At 68.4% G+C, this 17,945-nt stretch carries 16 protein-coding genes; 12 read left to right on the top strand and 4 right to left on the bottom strand.

Features of this window, described 5'->3' with window-relative positions:
* Window positions 1-25 precede the first annotated feature (25 nt).
* The 4 genes from DTO57_RS09400 to DTO57_RS09385 all read left to right on the top strand — a co-directional run bounded on the left by DTO57_RS09400 (window position 26) and on the right by DTO57_RS09385 (window position 4,903).
* Complete coding sequence (locus tag DTO57_RS09400) at window positions 26-445, top strand: hypothetical protein (protein WP_114117983.1); 420 nt, start codon at window positions 26-28, stop codon at window positions 443-445.
* The gene (locus DTO57_RS09395) at window positions 442-1,443 is read left to right on the top strand and encodes a bifunctional riboflavin kinase/FAD synthetase (protein WP_114117982.1); all 1,002 of its coding nucleotides are present in this window, start codon (window positions 442-444) and stop codon (window positions 1,441-1,443) included. Before DTO57_RS09400 ends, DTO57_RS09395 begins: the two co-directional genes overlap by 4 nt.
* Before the next feature lie 147 nt (window positions 1,444-1,590).
* Entirely contained in the window at window positions 1,591-3,741 is a 2,151-nt protein-coding gene (locus tag DTO57_RS09390; RefSeq protein ID WP_114117981.1) for a DEAD/DEAH box helicase, read from the top strand.
* Between the two features lie 133 nt (window positions 3,742-3,874).
* Window positions 3,875-4,903, top strand: coding sequence for a 6-phosphofructokinase (locus DTO57_RS09385; protein ID WP_114117980.1), 1,029 nt, complete (start codon window positions 3,875-3,877; stop codon window positions 4,901-4,903).
* A 61-nt stretch (window positions 4,904-4,964) separates the two neighbouring features.
* On the opposite strand, the gene DTO57_RS09380 is transcribed toward DTO57_RS09385, so the two are convergent.
* Entirely contained in the window at window positions 4,965-6,410 is a 1,446-nt protein-coding gene (locus tag DTO57_RS09380) for an aspartate ammonia-lyase (RefSeq protein ID WP_114117979.1), read from the bottom strand.
* Window positions 6,411-6,419: 9 nt separating this feature from the next.
* Window positions 6,420-7,310, bottom strand: coding sequence for a phosphodiesterase (locus DTO57_RS09375; RefSeq protein WP_114117978.1), 891 nt, complete (start codon window positions 7,308-7,310; stop codon window positions 6,420-6,422).
* Between the two features lie 24 nt (window positions 7,311-7,334).
* On the opposite strand from DTO57_RS09375, the gene DTO57_RS09370 reads away from it, so the two are divergent.
* The 3 genes from DTO57_RS09370 (at window position 7,335) to DTO57_RS14380 (ending at window position 11,247) form a co-directional block, all read left to right on the top strand.
* Complete coding sequence (locus tag DTO57_RS09370; protein ID WP_114117977.1) at window positions 7,335-9,458, top strand: S9 family peptidase; 2,124 nt, start codon at window positions 7,335-7,337, stop codon at window positions 9,456-9,458.
* Entirely contained in the window at window positions 9,455-9,958 is a 504-nt protein-coding gene (locus DTO57_RS09365) for a hypothetical protein (protein WP_114117976.1), read from the top strand. Before DTO57_RS09370 ends, DTO57_RS09365 begins: the two co-directional genes overlap by 4 nt.
* A gap of 803 nt (window positions 9,959-10,761) precedes the next feature.
* The gene (locus DTO57_RS14380) at window positions 10,762-11,247 is read left to right on the top strand and encodes a DUF559 domain-containing protein (protein WP_162785724.1); all 486 of its coding nucleotides are present in this window, start codon (window positions 10,762-10,764) and stop codon (window positions 11,245-11,247) included.
* Window positions 11,248-11,536: 289 nt separating this feature from the next.
* Here the strand turns inward: DTO57_RS14380 and DTO57_RS09355 are convergent, their stop codons facing one another.
* Complete coding sequence (locus DTO57_RS09355) at window positions 11,537-12,406, bottom strand: fumarylacetoacetate hydrolase family protein (protein ID WP_114117974.1); 870 nt, start codon at window positions 12,404-12,406, stop codon at window positions 11,537-11,539.
* A 265-nt stretch (window positions 12,407-12,671) separates the two neighbouring features.
* Here DTO57_RS09355 and DTO57_RS09350 point away from each other — a divergent pair, with 265 nt between their 5' ends.
* From DTO57_RS09350 to DTO57_RS09335, 4 genes are all read left to right on the top strand, one after another.
* Window positions 12,672-13,040 carry an FKBP-type peptidyl-prolyl cis-trans isomerase gene (locus DTO57_RS09350; RefSeq protein ID WP_114117973.1) on the top strand — a complete coding sequence of 123 codons (369 nt, stop codon included), beginning with the start codon at window positions 12,672-12,674 and terminating at the stop codon, window positions 13,038-13,040.
* A 196-nt stretch (window positions 13,041-13,236) separates the two neighbouring features.
* On the top strand, window positions 13,237-13,506 hold the full coding sequence (rpsO, locus tag DTO57_RS09345) for a 30S ribosomal protein S15 (protein ID WP_114117972.1): 270 nt from the start codon (window positions 13,237-13,239) through the stop codon (window positions 13,504-13,506).
* A 223-nt stretch (window positions 13,507-13,729) separates the two neighbouring features.
* Window positions 13,730-14,914 carry an LLM class flavin-dependent oxidoreductase gene (locus DTO57_RS09340; protein WP_373285644.1) on the top strand — a complete coding sequence of 395 codons (1,185 nt, stop codon included), beginning with the start codon at window positions 13,730-13,732 and terminating at the stop codon, window positions 14,912-14,914.
* Between the two features lie 53 nt (window positions 14,915-14,967).
* Window positions 14,968-15,555, top strand: coding sequence for a CE1759 family FMN reductase (locus DTO57_RS09335; RefSeq protein WP_229730410.1), 588 nt, complete (start codon window positions 14,968-14,970; stop codon window positions 15,553-15,555).
* A gap of 99 nt (window positions 15,556-15,654) precedes the next feature.
* Here DTO57_RS09335 and DTO57_RS09330 read toward each other — a convergent pair whose 3' ends face one another.
* On the bottom strand, window positions 15,655-15,834 hold the full coding sequence (locus DTO57_RS09330) for a DUF5302 domain-containing protein (protein ID WP_114117969.1): 180 nt from the start codon (window positions 15,832-15,834) through the stop codon (window positions 15,655-15,657).
* Between the two features lie 164 nt (window positions 15,835-15,998).
* On the opposite strand from DTO57_RS09330, the gene DTO57_RS09325 reads away from it, so the two are divergent.
* Entirely contained in the window at window positions 15,999-17,939 is a 1,941-nt protein-coding gene (locus DTO57_RS09325; protein WP_114117968.1) for a GDSL-type esterase/lipase family protein, read from the top strand.
* Window positions 17,940-17,945 lie beyond the last annotated feature (6 nt).

Below are 17,945 nucleotides of genomic sequence, written 5' to 3'. Positions count from 1 at the left end.
CTCAGCGCGCGTAATATCTTTTGATATGTCTGACACACGCACGAGCCGCCGAGTTACCGGCGTCGGCACGGTTCTCACCTTCGTCTACGCGATTATGGCGCTCGGTGCCACGGGCCGCTCGTTCGTACAGATCGCGGAGCGCTTCAGCGACGCACCCATCCCGTACCTGCTGAGCGCCGCCTCGGCCGTCGTCTACATCCTCGCGACCGTCGCGCTGCTGCTCTCGAAGAGCCGCACCTGGTACCGGATCGCGTGGGTCGCCGTCATGTTCGAGCTCGTCGGCGTGCTCGTTGTCGGTACGCTGAGCGTGGTGTCGCCCGACATCTTCCACGCCGACGCGACCGTCTGGTCGTACTACGGCAGCGGGTACTACTGGATCCCGCTCGTCCTGCCGGTCGTGGGCCTTGCCTACCTCTACTCGCAGCGTCAGAAGGTCACCGCGTGATCGTTGTTCAGGATCCCTCCGAGCTCCCCGCAGACTTCGGCGACACGATCGTCGCGATCGGCAAGTTCGACGGCGTGCACGCCGGCCACCGCACGATCATCGACCACGTGCTCCTCGACGCGGTCGAGGCCGACGCGCGCACGGTCGCGGTGACGTTCGATCGCAACCCGCTCGCGACGATCGCGCCCGAGCACTGCCCCGAGCAGGTCGTCGGCGTCGAGCAGAAGATCGACCTGCTCGCGGCGACCGGCCTCGACGCGGCGCTCGTGTTGCGCTTCGACAAGGAGCTCGCGTCGGTGCCCGCCGAGGAGTTCGTGACGCACTACCTCGTCGAGGGGCTCCACGCGAAGCGGATCCTCGTGGGCGAGGACTTCCGCTTCGGCCGCGGCGGCAAGGGCAACCCCGAGCTGCTGCGCGAGATGGGGGAGAAGTACGGCTTCACCGTCGCCGTCATGGCCGACGTGTCGAGCGGCCGCGACCACGAGCCCGGCCGCCGGGTCTCGTCGACCTGGATCCGCGAGCTGCTCGCGGCGGGCGACGTCGAGCGCGCCGCGAAGATCCTCGGGCACGCGCACGCGGTGCGCGGCGAGGTCGTGAAGGGCCTGCAGCGCGGGCGCGAGCTCGGCTTCCCGACCGCGAACCTGTCGCGCGACCTGTCGGGCTTCGTTCCGGCAGACGGCGTGTACGCGGGCTGGGTCGCCGTCGTGCCGCCGGACGGCGAGATCGCCACGGGCGCACAGTTTCCCGCCGCGATCTCGGTGGGCACCAACCCGACCTTCGACGACGTGCCCGAGCGGGTCGTCGAGGCGCACGTTCTCGGCCGCAACGACCTCGATCTCTACGGCCGCACGGTCGACGTGTACTTCTCGTACCGGATCCGCGGGATGGTCGCGTTCGACGGCCTCGAGCCGCTCATCGCGCAGATGAAGGACGACGTCGAGACGGCCTGGACCCTGCTGCGATCGCGGCCGCGGGCTATTCGCGGCCTGATGGCGTAGACTAACCGCGTTATCCGCGGGGCACGCCGCTCGGGCTCTCGCCCAGCCTCATCGGCTGGGGCGATCGAGTTCCCTCCGACACCGTCACGCGATGCACGACCTCACGGCCCGCAGGCCCCGGCCGCGGCGAACTGGCTCAGGAGGAGCATGCCGAGCACGGCACCCGCGCGACAGCGCAAGAAGTCCTCGTCTTCCAGGCGAGACGATGAGGCGCCCATCATCCCGATCCTCGCGCGCAAGGTGCGCGAGATTGAGGCCAAGGCGCAGAAGAACAAGCTGGGACCGACGAACCGCGTCAAGTTCCAGGTCATCGCCTTCCTCGTGCGCGAAGAGCGCGCCCGCGTGAAGGAAGACCAGGCGATCGCCGACAACGCGCGCGCCGAGCTGCTGAAGCGGCTCGACGGCGTCGCAACGATCCTCGCGAAGACCGCGGCGCGCGACACCTCGCTGATCCAGCTGCTCGAGGCAGACCAGGCCACGAGCCCCGTCGCGAAGCGCATGCGCCGCGACTGGCTGCTCGACGCGGGCGTGGAGCTGCCGCCGGAGGAGCTCGTGATCGACGACGCCAAGCCAGCGGCCGCCGAGGCGATCTCACCGGTCGTGCAGTCGGAGCGCGCGGTGCGCCCCCTGCAGGTGCAGTCGCGCATCGACGCGAGCCCGTTCCGCGCCCCCTCGGCCTACCACGCCGACGGCGGCGACCAGCCCCGTCGTCGCCTCGACGGCTGGGAGCTGATGAGCCCGCTCTACAAGGCCTTCGCGCAGGGCGCGGGCGGCGGATCCGCAACGATGCCGCTTCCCGAGGTGCCCGAGTTCGATCGCGTATCGCCCAAGGGCCTGTCGATCATGAAGCACCAGTCGCGCTTCCTCGAGTCGGTCCGCGCCGGTCACCGCCGCTTCCTCCTCGCCGACGAGCCGGGTCTCGGCAAGACGGCGCAGTCGGTTCTCGCGGCGAGCATCGCCGGCGCCTACCCGCTGCTCGTCGTCGTGCCGAACGTCGTCAAGATGAACTGGGCGCGCGAGGTCGAGCGGTGGACGCCACAGCGACGCGCGACGGTCATCGCGGGTGACGGTAAGGACATCGACGCGTTCGCCGACGTGTTCATCGTCAACTACGAGATTCTCGACCGCCACATCGGCTGGTTGAGCGAGATCGGTCTCGAGGGCGTCGTCGTCGACGAGGCGCACTTCATCAAGAACCTCTCGTCGCAGCGCTCGCAGAACGTGCTCGCGCTCTCGCAGCGCGTGCGCCAGACGGCGCCGAGCGGCAACCCGCTGCTCATGGCCCTGACGGGTACGCCGCTCATCAACGACGTCGAAGACTTCGACGCGATCTGGCGCTTCCTCGACTGGACCGATGGCGTAAAGCCCGGCCCCGAGCTCATGGAGCGCCTCGACGCGACCGGCTACACCCCGGCCGACAAGGCGTTCTACCCGGCCGCGCGCCAGGCCGTGATCGACATGGGCATCGTGCGTCGCCGCAAGAAGGACGTCGCGACCGACCTGCCCGACAAGCTCATTGCCGACATGCCCGTGCAGCTCGACGACGAGTTCGGTCGTTCGATCGCCCGCGCCGAGCAGGAGCTCGCGAAGCGCCTCGCCGACCGCTACCACCGCATCATCGCGGCCCGCGGCGACCGTGGCCTCGAGCCCGGCGAGATCGACGAAGACATTGTCGACCTCGTCGCGAACGGCGAGCTCGAAGAGTCGCGTGCGGCCGGAACCGACGGCGACAACGTGTTCTCGATGGTCCGCCGCATCGGCCAGGCGAAGGCGCTCCTCGCCGCCGACTACGCGGCCCAGCTGCAACGCTCCGTCGGCAAGGTGGTCTTCTTCGCGAAGCACATCGACGTCATGGACGCGGCCGAGAAGCAGTTCGCCGAGGCCGGCGTGCGCTCGGTCTCGATCCGTGGCGAGCAGTCGACGGCGGCCCGCCAGCAGGCGATCGACGCCTTCAACGGCGACCCCGAGGTCGGCATCGCGGTGTGTTCGCTCACCGCGGCCGGTGTGGGCGTCAACCTGCAGTCGGCATCGAACGTCGTGCTCGCCGAGCTCAGCTGGACCGCGGCCGAGCAGACGCAGGCGATCGACCGCGTGCACCGCATCGGCCAGGACGAGCCCGTGACCGCGTGGCGCATCATCGCCGCGCACACGATCGACCAGAAGATCGCCGAGCTCATCGACTCGAAGGAGGGCCTCGCGGCCCGCGCGCTCGACGGTATTCAGACCGACGACGCCTCGACCGAATCGGTGCAGCTGGCGGCGCTCAAGTCGCTCCTGCGAGACGCGCTCAGCGCCTGATCCGCACCCGAAAACGGCCCCGCTCCGGCGGGGTCGTTTCTCGTGTCCGCACTGAAACGTTCCAAGGATCCGCGCCGCGCGCGAGGCGCGATACCCGTAAGGAATGACCGCCCAGGGCTAGTAGTCTCGAGGTATGAAGATCGGGATCCTGACGTCGGGCGGAGACTGCCCCGGGCTCAACGCCGTTATCCGTGGTGCCGTGCTCAAGGGCTCGCGCAAGTACGGCATAGAATTTGTGGGTATCCGGGATGGGTGGCGCGGCCTCGTCGACGCCGACTTCTTCCCGCTACAGCGCGCCGACGTGAAGGGCCTCTCGAAGGTCGGCGGCACCATCCTCGGCACGAGCCGCACGAACCCCTACGAGGGCGATCGCGGCGGCGCCGAGAACATCAAGAAGACGATGTACGGGCACAAGCTCGACGGCATCATCGCCATCGGCGGCGAGGGCACCCTCGCGGCCGCCAACCGCCTCTGGAACGACGGCGTGCCGGTCCTCGGCGTGCCGAAGACGATCGACAACGACCTGCAGGCCACCGACTACTCGTTCGGCTTCGACACCGCGGTCAACATTGCGACCGAGGCGATGGACCGCCTGCGCACGACCGGTGACTCGCACCAGCGCTGCATGGTCGCCGAGGTCATGGGCCGCCACGTCGGCTGGATCGCGCTGCACTCCGGCATGGCTGCGGGCGCGCACATCATCTGCATCCCCGAGGTGCCGCTGTCGATCGAGGAGATCTGCGAGCAGGTCGAGTCGGCCTCGGAGCGCGGCCGCGCCCCGCTCGTCGTCGTCGCCGAGGGCTTCAAGCTCAAGGGCCAGGAAGAGGCATACTCCGACAAGGGCCTCGACGCCTTCAACCGCCCCCGCCTCGGCGGTATCGGTGAGGTGCTCGCGCCGCTGATCGAGGAGCGCACGGGCATCGAGACCCGCTCGACCGTGCTCGGCCACATCCAGCGCGGCGGATCGCCGTCGGCCTTCGACCGCGTGCTCGCCACGCGCCTCGGCCTGCACGCCGCCGACGCCATCGTCGATGGCGCCTGGGGCCAGATGGTCGCCATGAAGGGCACCGAGATCGAGCGCGTGACGTTCGAGGAGGCGCTCGGCGAGCTGCACGAGGTTCCGCTCAGCCGCTACGAAGAGGCCTCGGCGCTCTTCGGTTAAGCCGCAGGAGACTAAAGGAGGGATGCGCCATGCGGCGCATCCCTCCTTTAGTCTGTGCCCCTTAGGGCAGGTCCTCCATCGCGATCACCGGGATCGCCGTGGTGGCGGGCTCGAGGCCCGTGAGGCGCTCGGGGCGGAGGCGCTTCGTGACGTCCTCGCGGCTCATGAGGCCCGCCTCGACGACGAGGTCGGCGATGTCGCGGTTCGTCAGCAGCGCGGTCTTCGCGAGCGCCGCGGCCGACGAGTAGCCGATGTAGGGCGTGAGCGCCGTGATGACGCCGACGCTCTGACCGACCATCGCGCTGAGGCGCGCGGTGTTGGCGGTGATGCCCTCGACGCAGTTGACGCGCAGCGTCTGCATGCCCTGCCGCAGCCAGATGATCGACTGGAACATCGAGTGGCCGATGACCGGCTCGAACGCGTTCAGCTGCAGCTGCCCGGCCTCGACGGCCATCGTGATCGTCAGGTCGTTTCCGGCGACCGAGAACGCGATCTGGTTTACGACCTCGGGGATGACGGGGTTGACCTTGCCGGGCATGATCGAGGATCCGGCCTGCTTCGCTGGCAGGTTGATCTCGCCGAGGCCCGCCTGCGGGCCCGACGACAGCAGGCGCAGGTCGTTCGCGATCTTCGAGAGCTTCATCGCGGTGCGCTTGATGGCCGCCGACAGCGACATGAATGCGCCGGTGTCGCTCGTCGCCTCGATGAGGTCGGTCGCCGTGCGAAGCGGCATGCCCGTGATCTCGGCGAGGTGGCGGCGCACCGACTCGGCGTAGCCGAGCGGCACGTTGATGCCGGTGCCGATCGCGGTCGCGCCCATGTTGATCTCGTAGAGCAGGCCCGCGTTGTGGGTCTGGTGCTCCCAGTCCTCGCGCATTGTCGTGGCGAAGCCGTGGAACTCCTGCCCGAGGGTCATCGGCACGGCGTCCTGCAGCTGCGTGCGACCGACCTTCACGATGTCCTGGAACTCGTTGCCCTTCGCGCGGAACGCCGCGCGGAGCTTCTCGAGTTCGTCGAGCTCGGAGACGTGCGCGAGCAGGATCCCGATTTTCAGCGCCGTCGGGTAGACGTCGTTGGTCGACTGCGAGCGGTTCGTGTGGTCGGTGGGGGAGAGGAAGGCGTAGTCGCCCTTCTCGCGCCCCGCCAGTTCGAGCGCGATGTTCGTGATGACCTCGTTCGCGCACATGTTCGTCGACGTTCCGGCGCCGCCCTGAATCACGCCGACGGTGAACTGCTCGTGGAACTCGCCATCGATCACGCGCTGGGCCGCGCGGTCGATGAGGTCCGCCCGCTTCGCGTCGAGCGCGCCGACGTCGCGGTTCGCGCGGGCCGCGGCCTGCTTTACCATCGCGAGCGCCGTGACGAGCTCCGGATACACCGAGATCTCACGCTTCGTGATGTCGAAGTTCTCCTGCGCTCGCAGGGTGTGGATCCCCCAGTAGGCGTCGGCGGGGATCTCCCGCGTGCCCAGGGAGTCGGATTCTGTGCGCGTCTTCGCGAGTGTCATGAGCCCAGGCTAGGCGCGCTTCTTCGAGAAGTGGTCGAGGCGCGCCTCCGGCGTCATCTCCTCCAGCCGCGCGTACCATTCGGGCGTGAAGAAGTCCGACGGATCCGCGGCCGCGACCGGCACGACGGTGCTCGTCACCTGGTCGTCGTACACGTGCACGAGGTGGAACGATTGCCCCGCGTCCATGCCGTTGACCTCGAGCGGCGGGCGGGCGACGTCCATCGTGTAGCAGCTCGCGGCCGCGACGTACGTCGGGATGCCGGCGAAGGATCCGCTCATCGAATAGTGAAGATGGCCCGCGAGGATCGCGCGCACATCGGATCCGCGGATCGCGTCCGCGAACGCCGGCTGGTCTTTGAGATCGAGGATGTCGAACATCGGCACGTGACTCGGCAGCGGCGGGTGGTGCAGCGCGAGGATCGTGCCGAGCGGCGCGGGCGTCGCGAGCTCCTCCGCGAGCCAGGCGAGCTGATCCGCCCCGAGCTCGCCGTGGTGCCAGCCCGGCACGCTCGAGTCGAGCGCGATGAGCCGCAGGCCGTCGAGGTCGAAGGAGTGGTGGATGGCCTTAAATGACGGATCCTCGTCGAGCAGGTCGCGGCGCATTGCGGGCCGCTCGTCGTGGTTGCCGGCGACCCAGATCACCGGGATCCCCATGCGCTCGACGACGGGCTCGACGAGCCGCTTGAGATCCCGGTATGCGTCTGGCTCCCCGAGGTCGGTGAGGTCGCCCGTGATGACGAGGGCGTCGGCGTCGCGGATCCGCTCGATGCGCTCGAGCATCGCCCTCAGATTCTCGATCGGGTCGAAGGATCCGGAGAGCGGCGTATTTCCCACGATGAGGTGGGTGTCGCTGATGTGAATGACCGTGCGGCGGGCGGGCGCGTGCTGACCGAACTGCATAGCAGAAAGGCTAACGTTGATCGGGTGACCACTGCTCCTACCCCGAAGAAGATCCCGACGACGCGAACTCACCACGGTCGCGTTTTTGTCGATAACTACGAGTGGATGCGCGAGAAGGAATCGCCCGAGGTCATTGCGCACCTCGAGGCCGAGAACGCCTTCACCGAGCAACGGCTCGCGCACCTCGCACCTCTGCGCGAGAAGATCTTCGAGGAGATCAAGGGCCGCGTCCGCGAGACCGACCTGTCGGTGCCGATCCGCCGCGGCGACTGGTGGTACTACGGCCGCTCGGTCGAGGGCAAGCAGTACGGCCTCAACTGCCGCGCGCCGATCGCGGATCCGGACGACTGGACGCCGCCGAAGCTCTCGGCCGACGCCGACGTTCCGGGCGAGCAGATCCTGTTCGACGCGAACGTCGAGGCGGGCGACAGCGAGTTCTTCTCGCTCGGCGCGTTCGGCGTCACGATGGACGGCACCCGCATGCTCTGGGGCGTCGACCTCGCGGGCGACGAGCGGTACACCGTGCGCGTGCGCGACATCGCGACGGGCGAGGCGCTTCCCGACCTCATTGAGGGAATTTCGGGCGGAGCCTCGTTCACGCCCGACGGCCGCTTCATCCTCTACTCGACGATCGACGACGCCTGGCGCCCCGACCGCGTGTGGTTGCACCGCGTGGGCGACGCCGGCCGCGAGAACGACGTCGAGGTGTTCCACGAGGAGGACGAGGGCTTCTGGGCCGGCGCCGGCTTCACCCGTAGCCACGCCTTCTTCCAGATCGCGTCGGGCTCGAAGCTCGTCGACGACGTCACGATGATCCGCACGGAGGACGTCGAGCGCCTCTTCGCGGGCGACGACGACGTCGAGAGCCTCAGCGTCTTCGACCGCGAGGACGGCGTCGAGCACTCGATCGACCACGCCGTGATCGACGGGCGCGACTGGTTCTACGTGCTCCACAACCAGGGCGCCGAAGACTTCACGCTCGTGCGGCTGCCCGTCGATGACCTCGACGCCGAGCCCGAGACCGTCATCCCGCACACCCCCGGCGTACGCCTGGAAGACGTCGACTGCCTGCGCGACTTCGCGGTCGTCGAGTACCGGTCGGGCGGTATCGCCCGCGTCGGGATCCTCGACTATGCAACCCACGAGCTGCGCGAGATCGCGTTCGACGAGCCAATCTACACCGCCGGCGCCGGCGGCAACGCCGAGTGGGCACAGCCGACCGTTCGCCTGAACTTCAGCTCGTTCATCACGCCGTCGCGAGTGCTCGACTACGACGTCGCGACGGGCGAGCTGATGCTACGCAAGCAGGCCGAGGTGCTCGGCGGGTACGACCCCGACGAGTACGGCCAGGAGCGCCTGTGGGTGACGGCCGAGGACGGCACCGAGGTCCCCGTGTCGATCGTCTGGAAGCGCTCGTTCGGCGCGCCCGGCGAGGGTGAGCGCCCGCTCTTCCTCTACGGTTACGGATCCTACGAGCACTCGATCGACCCCGGCGTGGGCGTCTCGCGCCTGTCGATGCTCGACCGCGGCGTCGTCTACGCCATCGCGCACGTGCGCGGCGGCGGCGAGATGGGCCGCGCCTGGTACGAGAACGGCAAGACGCTGACGAAGCGCAACACCTTCACCGACTTCGTCGACGTCGCCCGCCACCTCGTCGATGCCGGATACACCGCGCCCGACAAGATGGTCGCGTCCGGCGGATCCGCCGGCGGCCTGCTCATGGGCGCCGTCGCGAACCTCGCCCCCGAGCTGTTCGCAGGCGTGCTCGCCGACGTGCCCTTCGTCGACGCGCTGACGACGATCCTAGATCCGTCGCTGCCCCTGACGGTCATCGAGTGGGAGGAGTGGGGCAACCCGCTCGAAGACGCCGAGGTCTACGACTACATGGCGTCGTACTCGCCGTACGAAAACGTGCGCGAGGGCGTGACGTACCCGAAGATCCTCGCCGTGACATCGCTGAACGACACGCGCGTGTTCTACGTCGAGCCCGCGAAGTGGGTCGCGCGCCTGCGCGAGGTCGGCGCCGACGTGATGCTCAAGTGCGAGATGGTCGCCGGCCACGGCGGCGTCTCGGGCCGCTACAACTCGTGGCGCGAGACGGCATACGAGCTGGCATGGATCCTCGACACCATGGGGCTGGCCGAGTGAGGCTGCGCGCGGCGGCGGCGCTCGCGGTCGCCGCGCTGCTCCTGTCGGGATGTTCGGCCGAGGGGTCGAGCCTGGGGCTCGAGAGTCTCGGCGGATCCACCTGCGCGAACCCCCGCGAGGCGGACCTCGCGTTCGGCGTCTATCTCGACAACTCTGGCGATCGCCCCATCACGATCGTCGGCGTCGAGCCCGTTGAGATGACGGGGATGAGCACGCCAGAGTTCCGCGTCATGGACGCACCCGACGGCCCCGGAACGCGCCTCGGCCTGGCCGAGTACCCGCCGACGGGAGAGCTTGCGGATGCGTGGGCCGGCTCGCGTGACGCCGTCGGGGCGATGCTCGACCCTGGCCGAAGCTACGACCTCGTTGTGAAGGTCGAGGACACAGGGAAGCCCGGCGGCAAGTTCGACGGCGTACGCGTGACGTATGAGGAGGGCGGCCGCGAGCGCGTCGAGACCTCCCACATCTCGCTGGAGCTGGCTGCGGACACCTGCTTCTAGCCCCGGGGCATGTCCCACTTAATGCGGGAATAGCGGCGTCATTCCCGCACGAAGTGGGACATGCTGTGGGGCGTGTCCCAGTTTTGGCGGGAATAGCGGCGTCATTCCGGCACGAAGTGGGACATGCTGTGGGGCGTGTCCCAGTTTTGGCGGGAATAGCGGCGTCATTCCGGCACGAAGTGGGACATGCTGTGGGGCGTGTCCCAGTTGAGGTGGGAATAGCGGCGTCATTCCCGCACAAAGTGGGACATGCTTGAGGTGTGGAGTTATCCACAGATTCGCCGAAAGCGCGAAATCTCTCCACAATCGGGGATTTTCGTGTGGTGGTTCGGCCGCAGGAGAGACATTCTCGGGGCATGCGACCTCCTACTCCGCTTCCGCCCGAACTCATCTCCCAGCCGTTCGCCGTCGCAGACGCCGACGAGCTTGGGGTGCCGCGTACGCGCCTCCGCGCGCTTGATCTCCGCACGCCATACCGGGGTGTGCGCTCGACGGACGCCGAGGATCCGACCGACCTTCTCGCACGGTGTCTCGAATACGCGCCGCGACTTGCGCGCTGGCAGTTCTTTAATGACGCGACCGCGCTCGCATTGCTCGGAGCTCCACTACCCGCGAGGATCGATCAGGATGCAATCCACGTTGCAGCGCATCGGCCCCGACGCGAGCCGCGGATCGAGGGCGTTACGGGGCACCGCCTCCAACGCCGTGAGCCCGATTGGGTGGAGCATCCGGAAGGGTTCCGTGTCGAGTCGCCCGTTCGCGCCCTGCGTCAGGTCGGATACTCGTGGCCACTAGATTCCCTTGTGGCCGCGGCAGATTTCCTCATCCTCCCGGATCGACAGCTGTGCACGCTCGACGACCTCTGGAAAGAGGTGCAGGAAATGGGCGATATGCGCGGGCGGATCCTGGAGCGCGCGCTGCGGCTTGCGCGCGTCGGGTCAGAGTCGCCGCGGGAGAGCAAATTGCGGCTCTTGCTTGTGCGCAGCGGGCTGCCGGAACCGGAATTGAACGCCGATCTCTTCGACCGTCGGGGGACATTCCTCGCCCGACTCGACATGTCATATCCCCAGTGGAAGGTCGCGGTGGAGTACGACGGCCGACAGCACGCGTCCGACCCGCGACAGTTCGAGAAGGACGCCGACCGCTGGGAGGGGATCCGCCGCGAAGGCTGGCGGCTGGTACGGATCCTGAACCACCACATGCAGGGGCCAACACCGGAGGCACCGCAGCTCGTCGGTGAAGCCCTCTGGGAAGCAGGGTGGCGTCCCCGCACTCTCGCCCGCCTCTAGGGCCGTTATTCCCGCACGAAGTGGGACACGCCTCGGCGCGTGTCCCAGTTGTGGTCGGAATGGCGCCGTCATTCCCACCCAAAGTGGGACATGCCTCGGACCGTGTCCCAGTTGTGGCGGGAATGGCGCCCGAGTTCCCGCACGAAGTGGGACATGCCCCGGTGTGTGTCCCAGTTGTGGCGGGAATGGCGCCCGAGTTCCCGCACGAAGTGGGACATGCCCCGGTGCGTGTCCCAGTTGTGGCCGGAATAGCCCCCCTATTCCCGCACAAACTGGGACATGCCCCGGGCTAGGGGGTCGTGTGGCAGTGGGTCGTCAGCTCGCCGATGCCCTCGACGCCCACGTGCACCGTGGTTCCGTCGGCGAGGAGCACCTGCGGGGTGCGCGAGTAGCCGGATCCGCCGGGGGAGCCCGTCGAGATCAGCGTGCCCGGCAGCAGCGTGATGCCCTTCGACAGGTGCGCGATGAGCTTCGCGACCGAGCGGATCATCTGGCCCGTCGTCGCGTCCTGCAGGTAGTCGTCGCCGATGCGGGTCCAGATCTGGAGGGCCTGCGGATCCGGGATCTCGTCGGCGGTGACGACGTACGGGCCGACGGGGGTGAAACCGTCGAGCGACTTGCAGCGGCACCACTGCGCCTCGGAGTACTGGATGTTGCGGGCCGAGATGTCGTTGACGACGGTGTAGCCATACACGTAGTCGAGGGCGTCTTCCTCGGCCACGTCGCGCGCGGGCTTGCCGATGATGACGCCGAGCTCGGCCTCATAGTCGACCGACGTCGCGAGCTCCTTCGACCAGCTTGTCGTGCCCTCGTGTGGCGCGAGCGAGTTGGGCCACAGCGTGAACACGGTCGGGGTGTCGTCGCTCTTGAGGCTCAGCTCGCCGGCGTGAGCGGCGTAGTTGAGGCCGACGGCCATGATCGACGGCGGCGCGAGCACGCCCGGCGCGAAGGTGATGTCGGCGAGCGGGGTGCGGGCGCCCGCGAAAGCGGCGGCGGCGTCTTCGACGGCCGCGCGCGCGGCGGATCCGCCAGCGATCAGCTGCTCGATCGTTGCGGCACCCCCGGGGACGAGCTCGGGGACGGGCACGACGCCATCATCGGTGACGTGCACAAGAACGGGGGCGGCGGACGCGGGAAGAACCGCATGTGCGAGACGCATGCATCCACCGTACCGCCCCGAGGTACCGGTCTCCGTTTGTCGATACCCACGAGAGATCTCGGGATCCACCAGAGAAGTCGCACGCACAGGGTATTGACAGGCGAGGGGAAAAGGGAGATGGTTGTCCCATAGACCAGCACCCGCAGGTTCTCCGGCATTGCCGAGACCCGGTTGCTGGTCTTCCTTGTTGCACGAGGAAGTGCGGGCCGTTTCGCCGAGAGCGCATTCGGTGGCGAACGCGGGGCGGTCGGGGGAAGATGGAGTCATGACTTTCGATCGCACGAAGCCTGAGTTCGACGCTCCCGCGGGCGCTGCCCCCTCCGAGCTCGAGATCCACGACATCATCGTGGGCGACGGTGCCGAGGCCAAGCCCGGCGCCACCGTCACGATCCACTACGCCGGTGTTGACTTCGAGTCGGGCGAGGAGTTCGACTCGTCGTGGAGCCGCGGCGAGGCCGCGCAGTTCCCCCTTGGCATGCTCATCAAGGGCTGGCAGGAGGGAATCCCGGGCATGAAGGTCGGCGGTCGCCGCCAGCTCACGATCCCGCCGCATCTCGCATACGGCCCCGCGGGCTCGGGTCACTTCCTCGGTGGCAAGACCCTCATCTTCATCATCGACCTGATCGCGCTCTAAATAGTCTTCAGGAGAAACGGGATCCCCTCGGGGGTCCCGTTTCGTCGTCCGTGAGGCGCACAGAGCGCCGCGCGTGTGGCGCCACCCGCCGCCGTGAGGTAAGCTGTACCGGTTGCCGTAATTACGGCCGCGGATAAAGAGAGCTCGCGCATCCTGCGACGGGCGCCGCGCAACAAGACGAAAGGGGATCACTTCTATGGCACTTGAAGCTGCAGTGAAGAAGTCGATCATCGAAGAGTACGCGACGCACCCCGGTGACACCGGATCCCCCGAGGTGCAGGTTGCGATGCTGTCGCGTCGTATCTCCGACCTGACGGAGCACCTCAAGGAGCACAAGCACGACCACCACTCGCGTCGTGGCCTGTTCCTGCTCGTCGGTCAGCGTCGCCGCCTGCTCGGCTACCTCCAGCGCGTCGACATCGAGCGTTACCGCGCTCTGATCGCGCGCCTCGGCCTCCGTCGCTAAGCGACCGAAGCCAGGAGCCGAACGCAGCCAGCGTTCAATCGACTTCTCGAAAGCCCGTCCCACGGTGTGGGGCGGGCTTTCGTCGTACCCGGCGGATCCACGTACCCGGCGGATCCGCGACACGCCGCGGGAATAGATTCACATGCATGCTGTTTAACCATGTATATTCAAACGCATGGAAACGGGGAGCGATCTCATGAACGACAACACCACCTGGCAGGGCATGCAGTTCGGCCTGATGAGCGTGAGCGACGTCACGCGTAACCCGCTCACGGGCGAGACGCCCAGCGAGGCGGAGCGCATTCGTGACATCGTGACGATCGCGAAGCACGCCGAAGACGCGGGCCTCGACGTCTTCGCCATCGGCGAGCACCACAACCCGCCGTTCTTCTCGTCGTCGCCGACCACGACGCTCGCGTACATCGCGGCGCAGACCGAGCGCCTGCTTGTGTCGACCTCGACGACCCTGATCACGACGAACGACCCGGTACGCATCGCCGAGGAATACGCGATGCTGCAGCACCTGTCGGGCGGCCGCATGGACCTCATGATGGGCCGCGGCAACACCGGCCCGGTCTACCCCTGGTTCGGCAAGGACATCCGCCAGGGCCTGCCCCTCGCGATCGAGAACTACCAGCTGCTGCACCGCCTGTGGCGCGAAGATGTCGTTGACTTCGAGGGCAAGTTCCGCACGGCGCTCAACGGCTTCACGTCGACGCCGCGCCCGCTCGACGACGTCGCGCCGTTCGTGTGGCACGGATCCATCCGCACCCCCGAGATCGCAGAGCAGGCGGCCTACTACGGCGATGGCTTCTTCGCGAACAATATCTTCTGGCCGAAGGAGCACTACCAGCGCCTCATCGGCCTCTACCGTCAGCGCTACGCGCACTACGGCCACGGCGCCCCCGAGCAGGCGATCGTCGGCCTCGGTGGCCAGGCGTTCATGGCGAAGAACTCGCAGGACGCGGTCGACCAGTTCCGCCCGTTCTTCAACGCGGCGCCCGTCTACGGCAACGGACCCTCGATGGAGGACTTCACCGAGATGACGCCGCTGACGGTCGGCTCGCCCCAGCAGGTCATCGACCGCTACGCCGCGATGCGCGACTACTACGGCGACTACCAGCGCCAGCTGTTCCTCGTCGACCACGCGGGCCTGCCGCTCAAGATGGTGCTCGAGCAGATCGACTTCCTGGGTCAGGACGTCGTGCCGGTGCTGCGCCGCGAGCTGCAGAAGAACCGCCCGGAGAACGTGCCGGACGCGCCGACGCACGCCGCGCTCGTCAAGGCAAAGTACGGCGACAAGGCGCCCCGCCAGCCGCGCCCGAACGCCAACCGCGGCGACAACGTGACCGGCGGATCCCCGTACCAGGACACCGAGAGCTCGTTCGGATCGGCGGCCAACAAGTGACCCGCAAGATCGCCGTCGTCGCGGCCGGCCTCAGCGACCCGTCGTCGACGCGCATGCTCGCCGACAAGCTCGTGCAGGCCGTGTTCGCCGAGCTCGACGCCCGCGGCGTGGAGCGCGAGGCCCGCGTCTTCGAGCTGCGCGACGTCGCCCACGACATCACGAACAACCTGCTGACGGGCTTCGCCCCGAAGGCGCTCGCCGAGATGAACGACTACGTCGCGGGGGCCGACGCCCTGATCGCGGTCACGCCGATCTTCTCGACGAGCTACTCGGGCCTGTTCAAGAGCTGGCTCGACGCTCTCGACCGCGAGGCGCTCGACGGCACGCCCGTGCTGCTCGGCGCGACGGCGGGCACCGCTCGCCACTCGCTCGCGATCGACTACGCGATGCGCCCGCTGTTCACGTACCTGCACGCCGAGCCCGTCTCGACGGGCGTCTTCGCGGCGAGCAGCGATTGGGGTGCCGAGGCCGACAGCGTCGCGCCCCTGCAGAAGCGGATCGATCGCGCGGCGCGCGAGCTCGCAGACCGGCTCGCCGGATCCGCGGGCGCGGCGAAGGCGGATCCGTTCGCACCCGAGTCGTATCTCGCGGGCGGCAGCTCGTTCGAGGACCTGCTGACGAACCTGCCGACGCGGGGCTAACGCAGCGGTGCCGGGGAACCTTTCGGATCCCCGGCACCGCTCGTGATAAGCACATCGCGCGCGTCGTCGGTGTGACGAACGCGCGCGATCTGGGGTAATTCAGCCGCTCTTGCGCCGGAACTGCCGCTGCGTATGTGCGGAGTGCGCCTCGTGGACGGCCGAATCGCCGTCGAGGTGCGCCTCGCCCGCACGCTGGTGGGCGTTCTTCTTGTCGAGCGCCTCGCGGAACTTACGCTTCATCTCTTCGCTTGCAGAGACTTCCTCGTCATGACCACTCATAACCCTCAAGGCTAGTGTGCTCCCGCGGAACCGACAAGGCCGGGGGCGGGCGAATATGACGCGGCGTCGACTTTCGCGTGAACCGCCGGCGCCGGGAATGAATACTGCGCGAACAGCTCGCAAAACGGCTCGCGCGAGCCGGGTGCACGGATCATGCTGAAGCCATGCGCGTCGCGATCGTCACCGAGAGCTTCCTTCCGCACATGAACGGGGTCACGAACTCCGTCCTGCAGGTGTCACACCACCTGCGCGAACAGGGGCACGAGGTGCTCATCATCGCTCCGAAGGCGCCGGGTAGCCCGACCGATCAGCAGGCGATGTACCTCACCTCCGTCCCGCTCCCGAGCTACCCCGATGTGCGGGTCGCGATCGCCCCGGTCGTGCAGCTGAAGAAGATCCTCGCGGGCTTCGACGTCGTGCACCTGGCCTCGCCTGCGGTGCTCGGCTGGCAGGGCCTCGTCGCCGCCGATGCCCTCGGGATCCCGACGGTCGCGATCTACCAGACCGACGTCATCGCCTACACGGCGAAGTACGGCGTCGCGGGCGTCGCGGCGCTCGCCGAGGCCCACGTCGCGCGCCTCCATCGCCGCGCCACGATGTCGCTCGTTCCCTCGAGCGCGGCTGAGCGCCAGCTCGAGGCGCTCGACGTCGATCGTCTGTGGCGCTGGGGCCGCGGGGTCGACGCCGAGCGGTTCTCGCCCGAGCACCGCTCCGAGGCGTGGCGCGAAGAGGTCGCGCCCGGCGAAAAGATCATCGGCTACGTCGGCCGCCTCGCCCCAGAAAAGCAGGTCGAAGACCTGCGAGTGCTGAACAACATCCCCGGATCCCGCCTCGTCATCGTCGGCGAAGGCCCGGAGCGCGCGCGGCTCGAGCGCGAGCTACCCGGCGCCGTCTTCGCCGGTTTCCTGGGCGGCGACGACCTCGGCCGCGCGGTCGCGAGCTTCGACGTGTTCGTGCACCCGGGGGAGTCGGAGACGTTTTGCCAGACGGTGCAGGAGGCGCTCGCGAGCGGCGTGCCCGTCGTCGCCACCGGATCCGGTGGCCCGGTCGATCTCGTGCGGAGCTCGATCGACGGCTGGCTCTACACGCCCGGCGACCTCGACGACCTGCGGGCGCGCGTCGTCGACCTCCTCGGCGACGACGCGAAGCGCGCCGCCTTCGGATCCGCCGCGCGCGAGAGCGTGAAGGCGCGCACCTGGAGCGCGCTCACCGACCAGCTCGTCGGGCACTACCGCGAGGCGATCCGCCTGCAGCACTACGACCGCAACCTCGTCGTCCGCTCGGTCACGCGTCCGCTCGCCCCGGCGATCGCGGCCAGGCGGCCCCGCTGGCGGCGCTTCGTGGCCCTCGGCGACTCGCTCACCGAGGGGCTCTGCGATACCTCGCGCATGATGGACGGGCAGTACCGCGGCTGGGCCGACCGCCTCGCCACGATGCTCGCCGAGAGCGAGGGCGAAGACTTCCTCTACGCGAACCTCGCGGTGCGCAGCCGCCGCATGCGCGACCTCGCCGCCGAGCAGGTGCCGGCGGCGCTCGATCTCAAGCCCGATCTCGTGGCGATCTTCATGGGATCCAACGACCTCGTGACGCACGCGGCCGAGCCCGTTCGGCTGGCCGCGGAACTCCGCAACAACGTCCTCGCGCTACGCGCCACGGGCGCCGACGTGCTGCTCGTGACACCGTTCCTCCCGCGCCGCGCCGCAGCGCGTCCGTTCGCGAAGCGGTTCGCGCGCTTCGCGCACGAGATGCGACGCCTCGCGCGCGAGACGGGCTCGTACCTCGTCGACATCGAGGCGCTCCCCGAGCTCAGCGAGCTCGAGATGTTCGCGGAGGACAAGGTGCACCTCGCCAGCCGCGGTCACCGCCTGCTGTCCTATCGCGCCGCCGAGGTCCTCGGCATCCCCGACGCCGCGCACCTCGGCGACCTCGACGACGCGCTCCACGCGGATCCGGAGGTCGCCCCCGCGCCGTGGATCACCTCGCATGCGCTGCCGTGGATCTGGCGGCGGCTGAACGGCCGCACCGCCGGCGACGGGATCGTCGCGAAGCACAGCGACTACGTTCTGATCCCGGGCCGTCGGCGCGGCCAGCGCGCGGAGGCCTAGTCGGCT

The organism is Microbacterium sorbitolivorans, assembly GCF_003327285.1.
GTDB classification, from domain to species: domain Bacteria; phylum Actinomycetota; class Actinomycetes; order Actinomycetales; family Microbacteriaceae; genus Microbacterium; species Microbacterium sorbitolivorans.
This window is presented reverse-complemented; position numbering and strand designations above follow the sequence as displayed.

What these genes read in the sequence shown, in the direction of transcription:
- DTO57_RS09400 (WP_114117983.1), top strand. Translation starts at nt 26, where the DNA reads ATGTCTGACACACGCACGAGCCGCCGAGTTACCGGCGTCGGCACGGTT.
- DTO57_RS09390 (WP_114117981.1), top strand. Translation starts at nt 1,591, where the DNA reads ATGCCGAGCACGGCACCCGCGCGACAGCGCAAGAAGTCCTCGTCTTCC.
- DTO57_RS09385 (WP_114117980.1), top strand. Translation starts at nt 3,875, where the DNA reads ATGAAGATCGGGATCCTGACGTCGGGCGGAGACTGCCCCGGGCTCAAC.
- DTO57_RS09380 (WP_114117979.1), bottom strand. Translation starts at nt 6,410, where the DNA reads ATGACACTCGCGAAGACGCGCACAGAATCCGACTCCCTGGGCACGCGG.
- DTO57_RS09375 (WP_114117978.1), bottom strand. Translation starts at nt 7,310, where the DNA reads ATGCAGTTCGGTCAGCACGCGCCCGCCCGCCGCACGGTCATTCACATC.
- DTO57_RS09355 (WP_114117974.1), bottom strand. Translation starts at nt 12,406, where the DNA reads ATGCGTCTCGCACATGCGGTTCTTCCCGCGTCCGCCGCCCCCGTTCTT.
- DTO57_RS09350 (WP_114117973.1), top strand. Translation starts at nt 12,672, where the DNA reads ATGACTTTCGATCGCACGAAGCCTGAGTTCGACGCTCCCGCGGGCGCT.
- rpsO (WP_114117972.1), top strand. Translation starts at nt 13,237, where the DNA reads ATGGCACTTGAAGCTGCAGTGAAGAAGTCGATCATCGAAGAGTACGCG.
- DTO57_RS09340 (WP_373285644.1), top strand. Translation starts at nt 13,730, where the DNA reads ATGCAGTTCGGCCTGATGAGCGTGAGCGACGTCACGCGTAACCCGCTC.
- DTO57_RS09335 (WP_229730410.1), top strand. Translation starts at nt 14,968, where the DNA reads ATGCTCGCCGACAAGCTCGTGCAGGCCGTGTTCGCCGAGCTCGACGCC.
- DTO57_RS09330 (WP_114117969.1), bottom strand. Translation starts at nt 15,834, where the DNA reads ATGAGTGGTCATGACGAGGAAGTCTCTGCAAGCGAAGAGATGAAGCGT.
- DTO57_RS09325 (WP_114117968.1), top strand. Translation starts at nt 15,999, where the DNA reads ATGCGCGTCGCGATCGTCACCGAGAGCTTCCTTCCGCACATGAACGGG.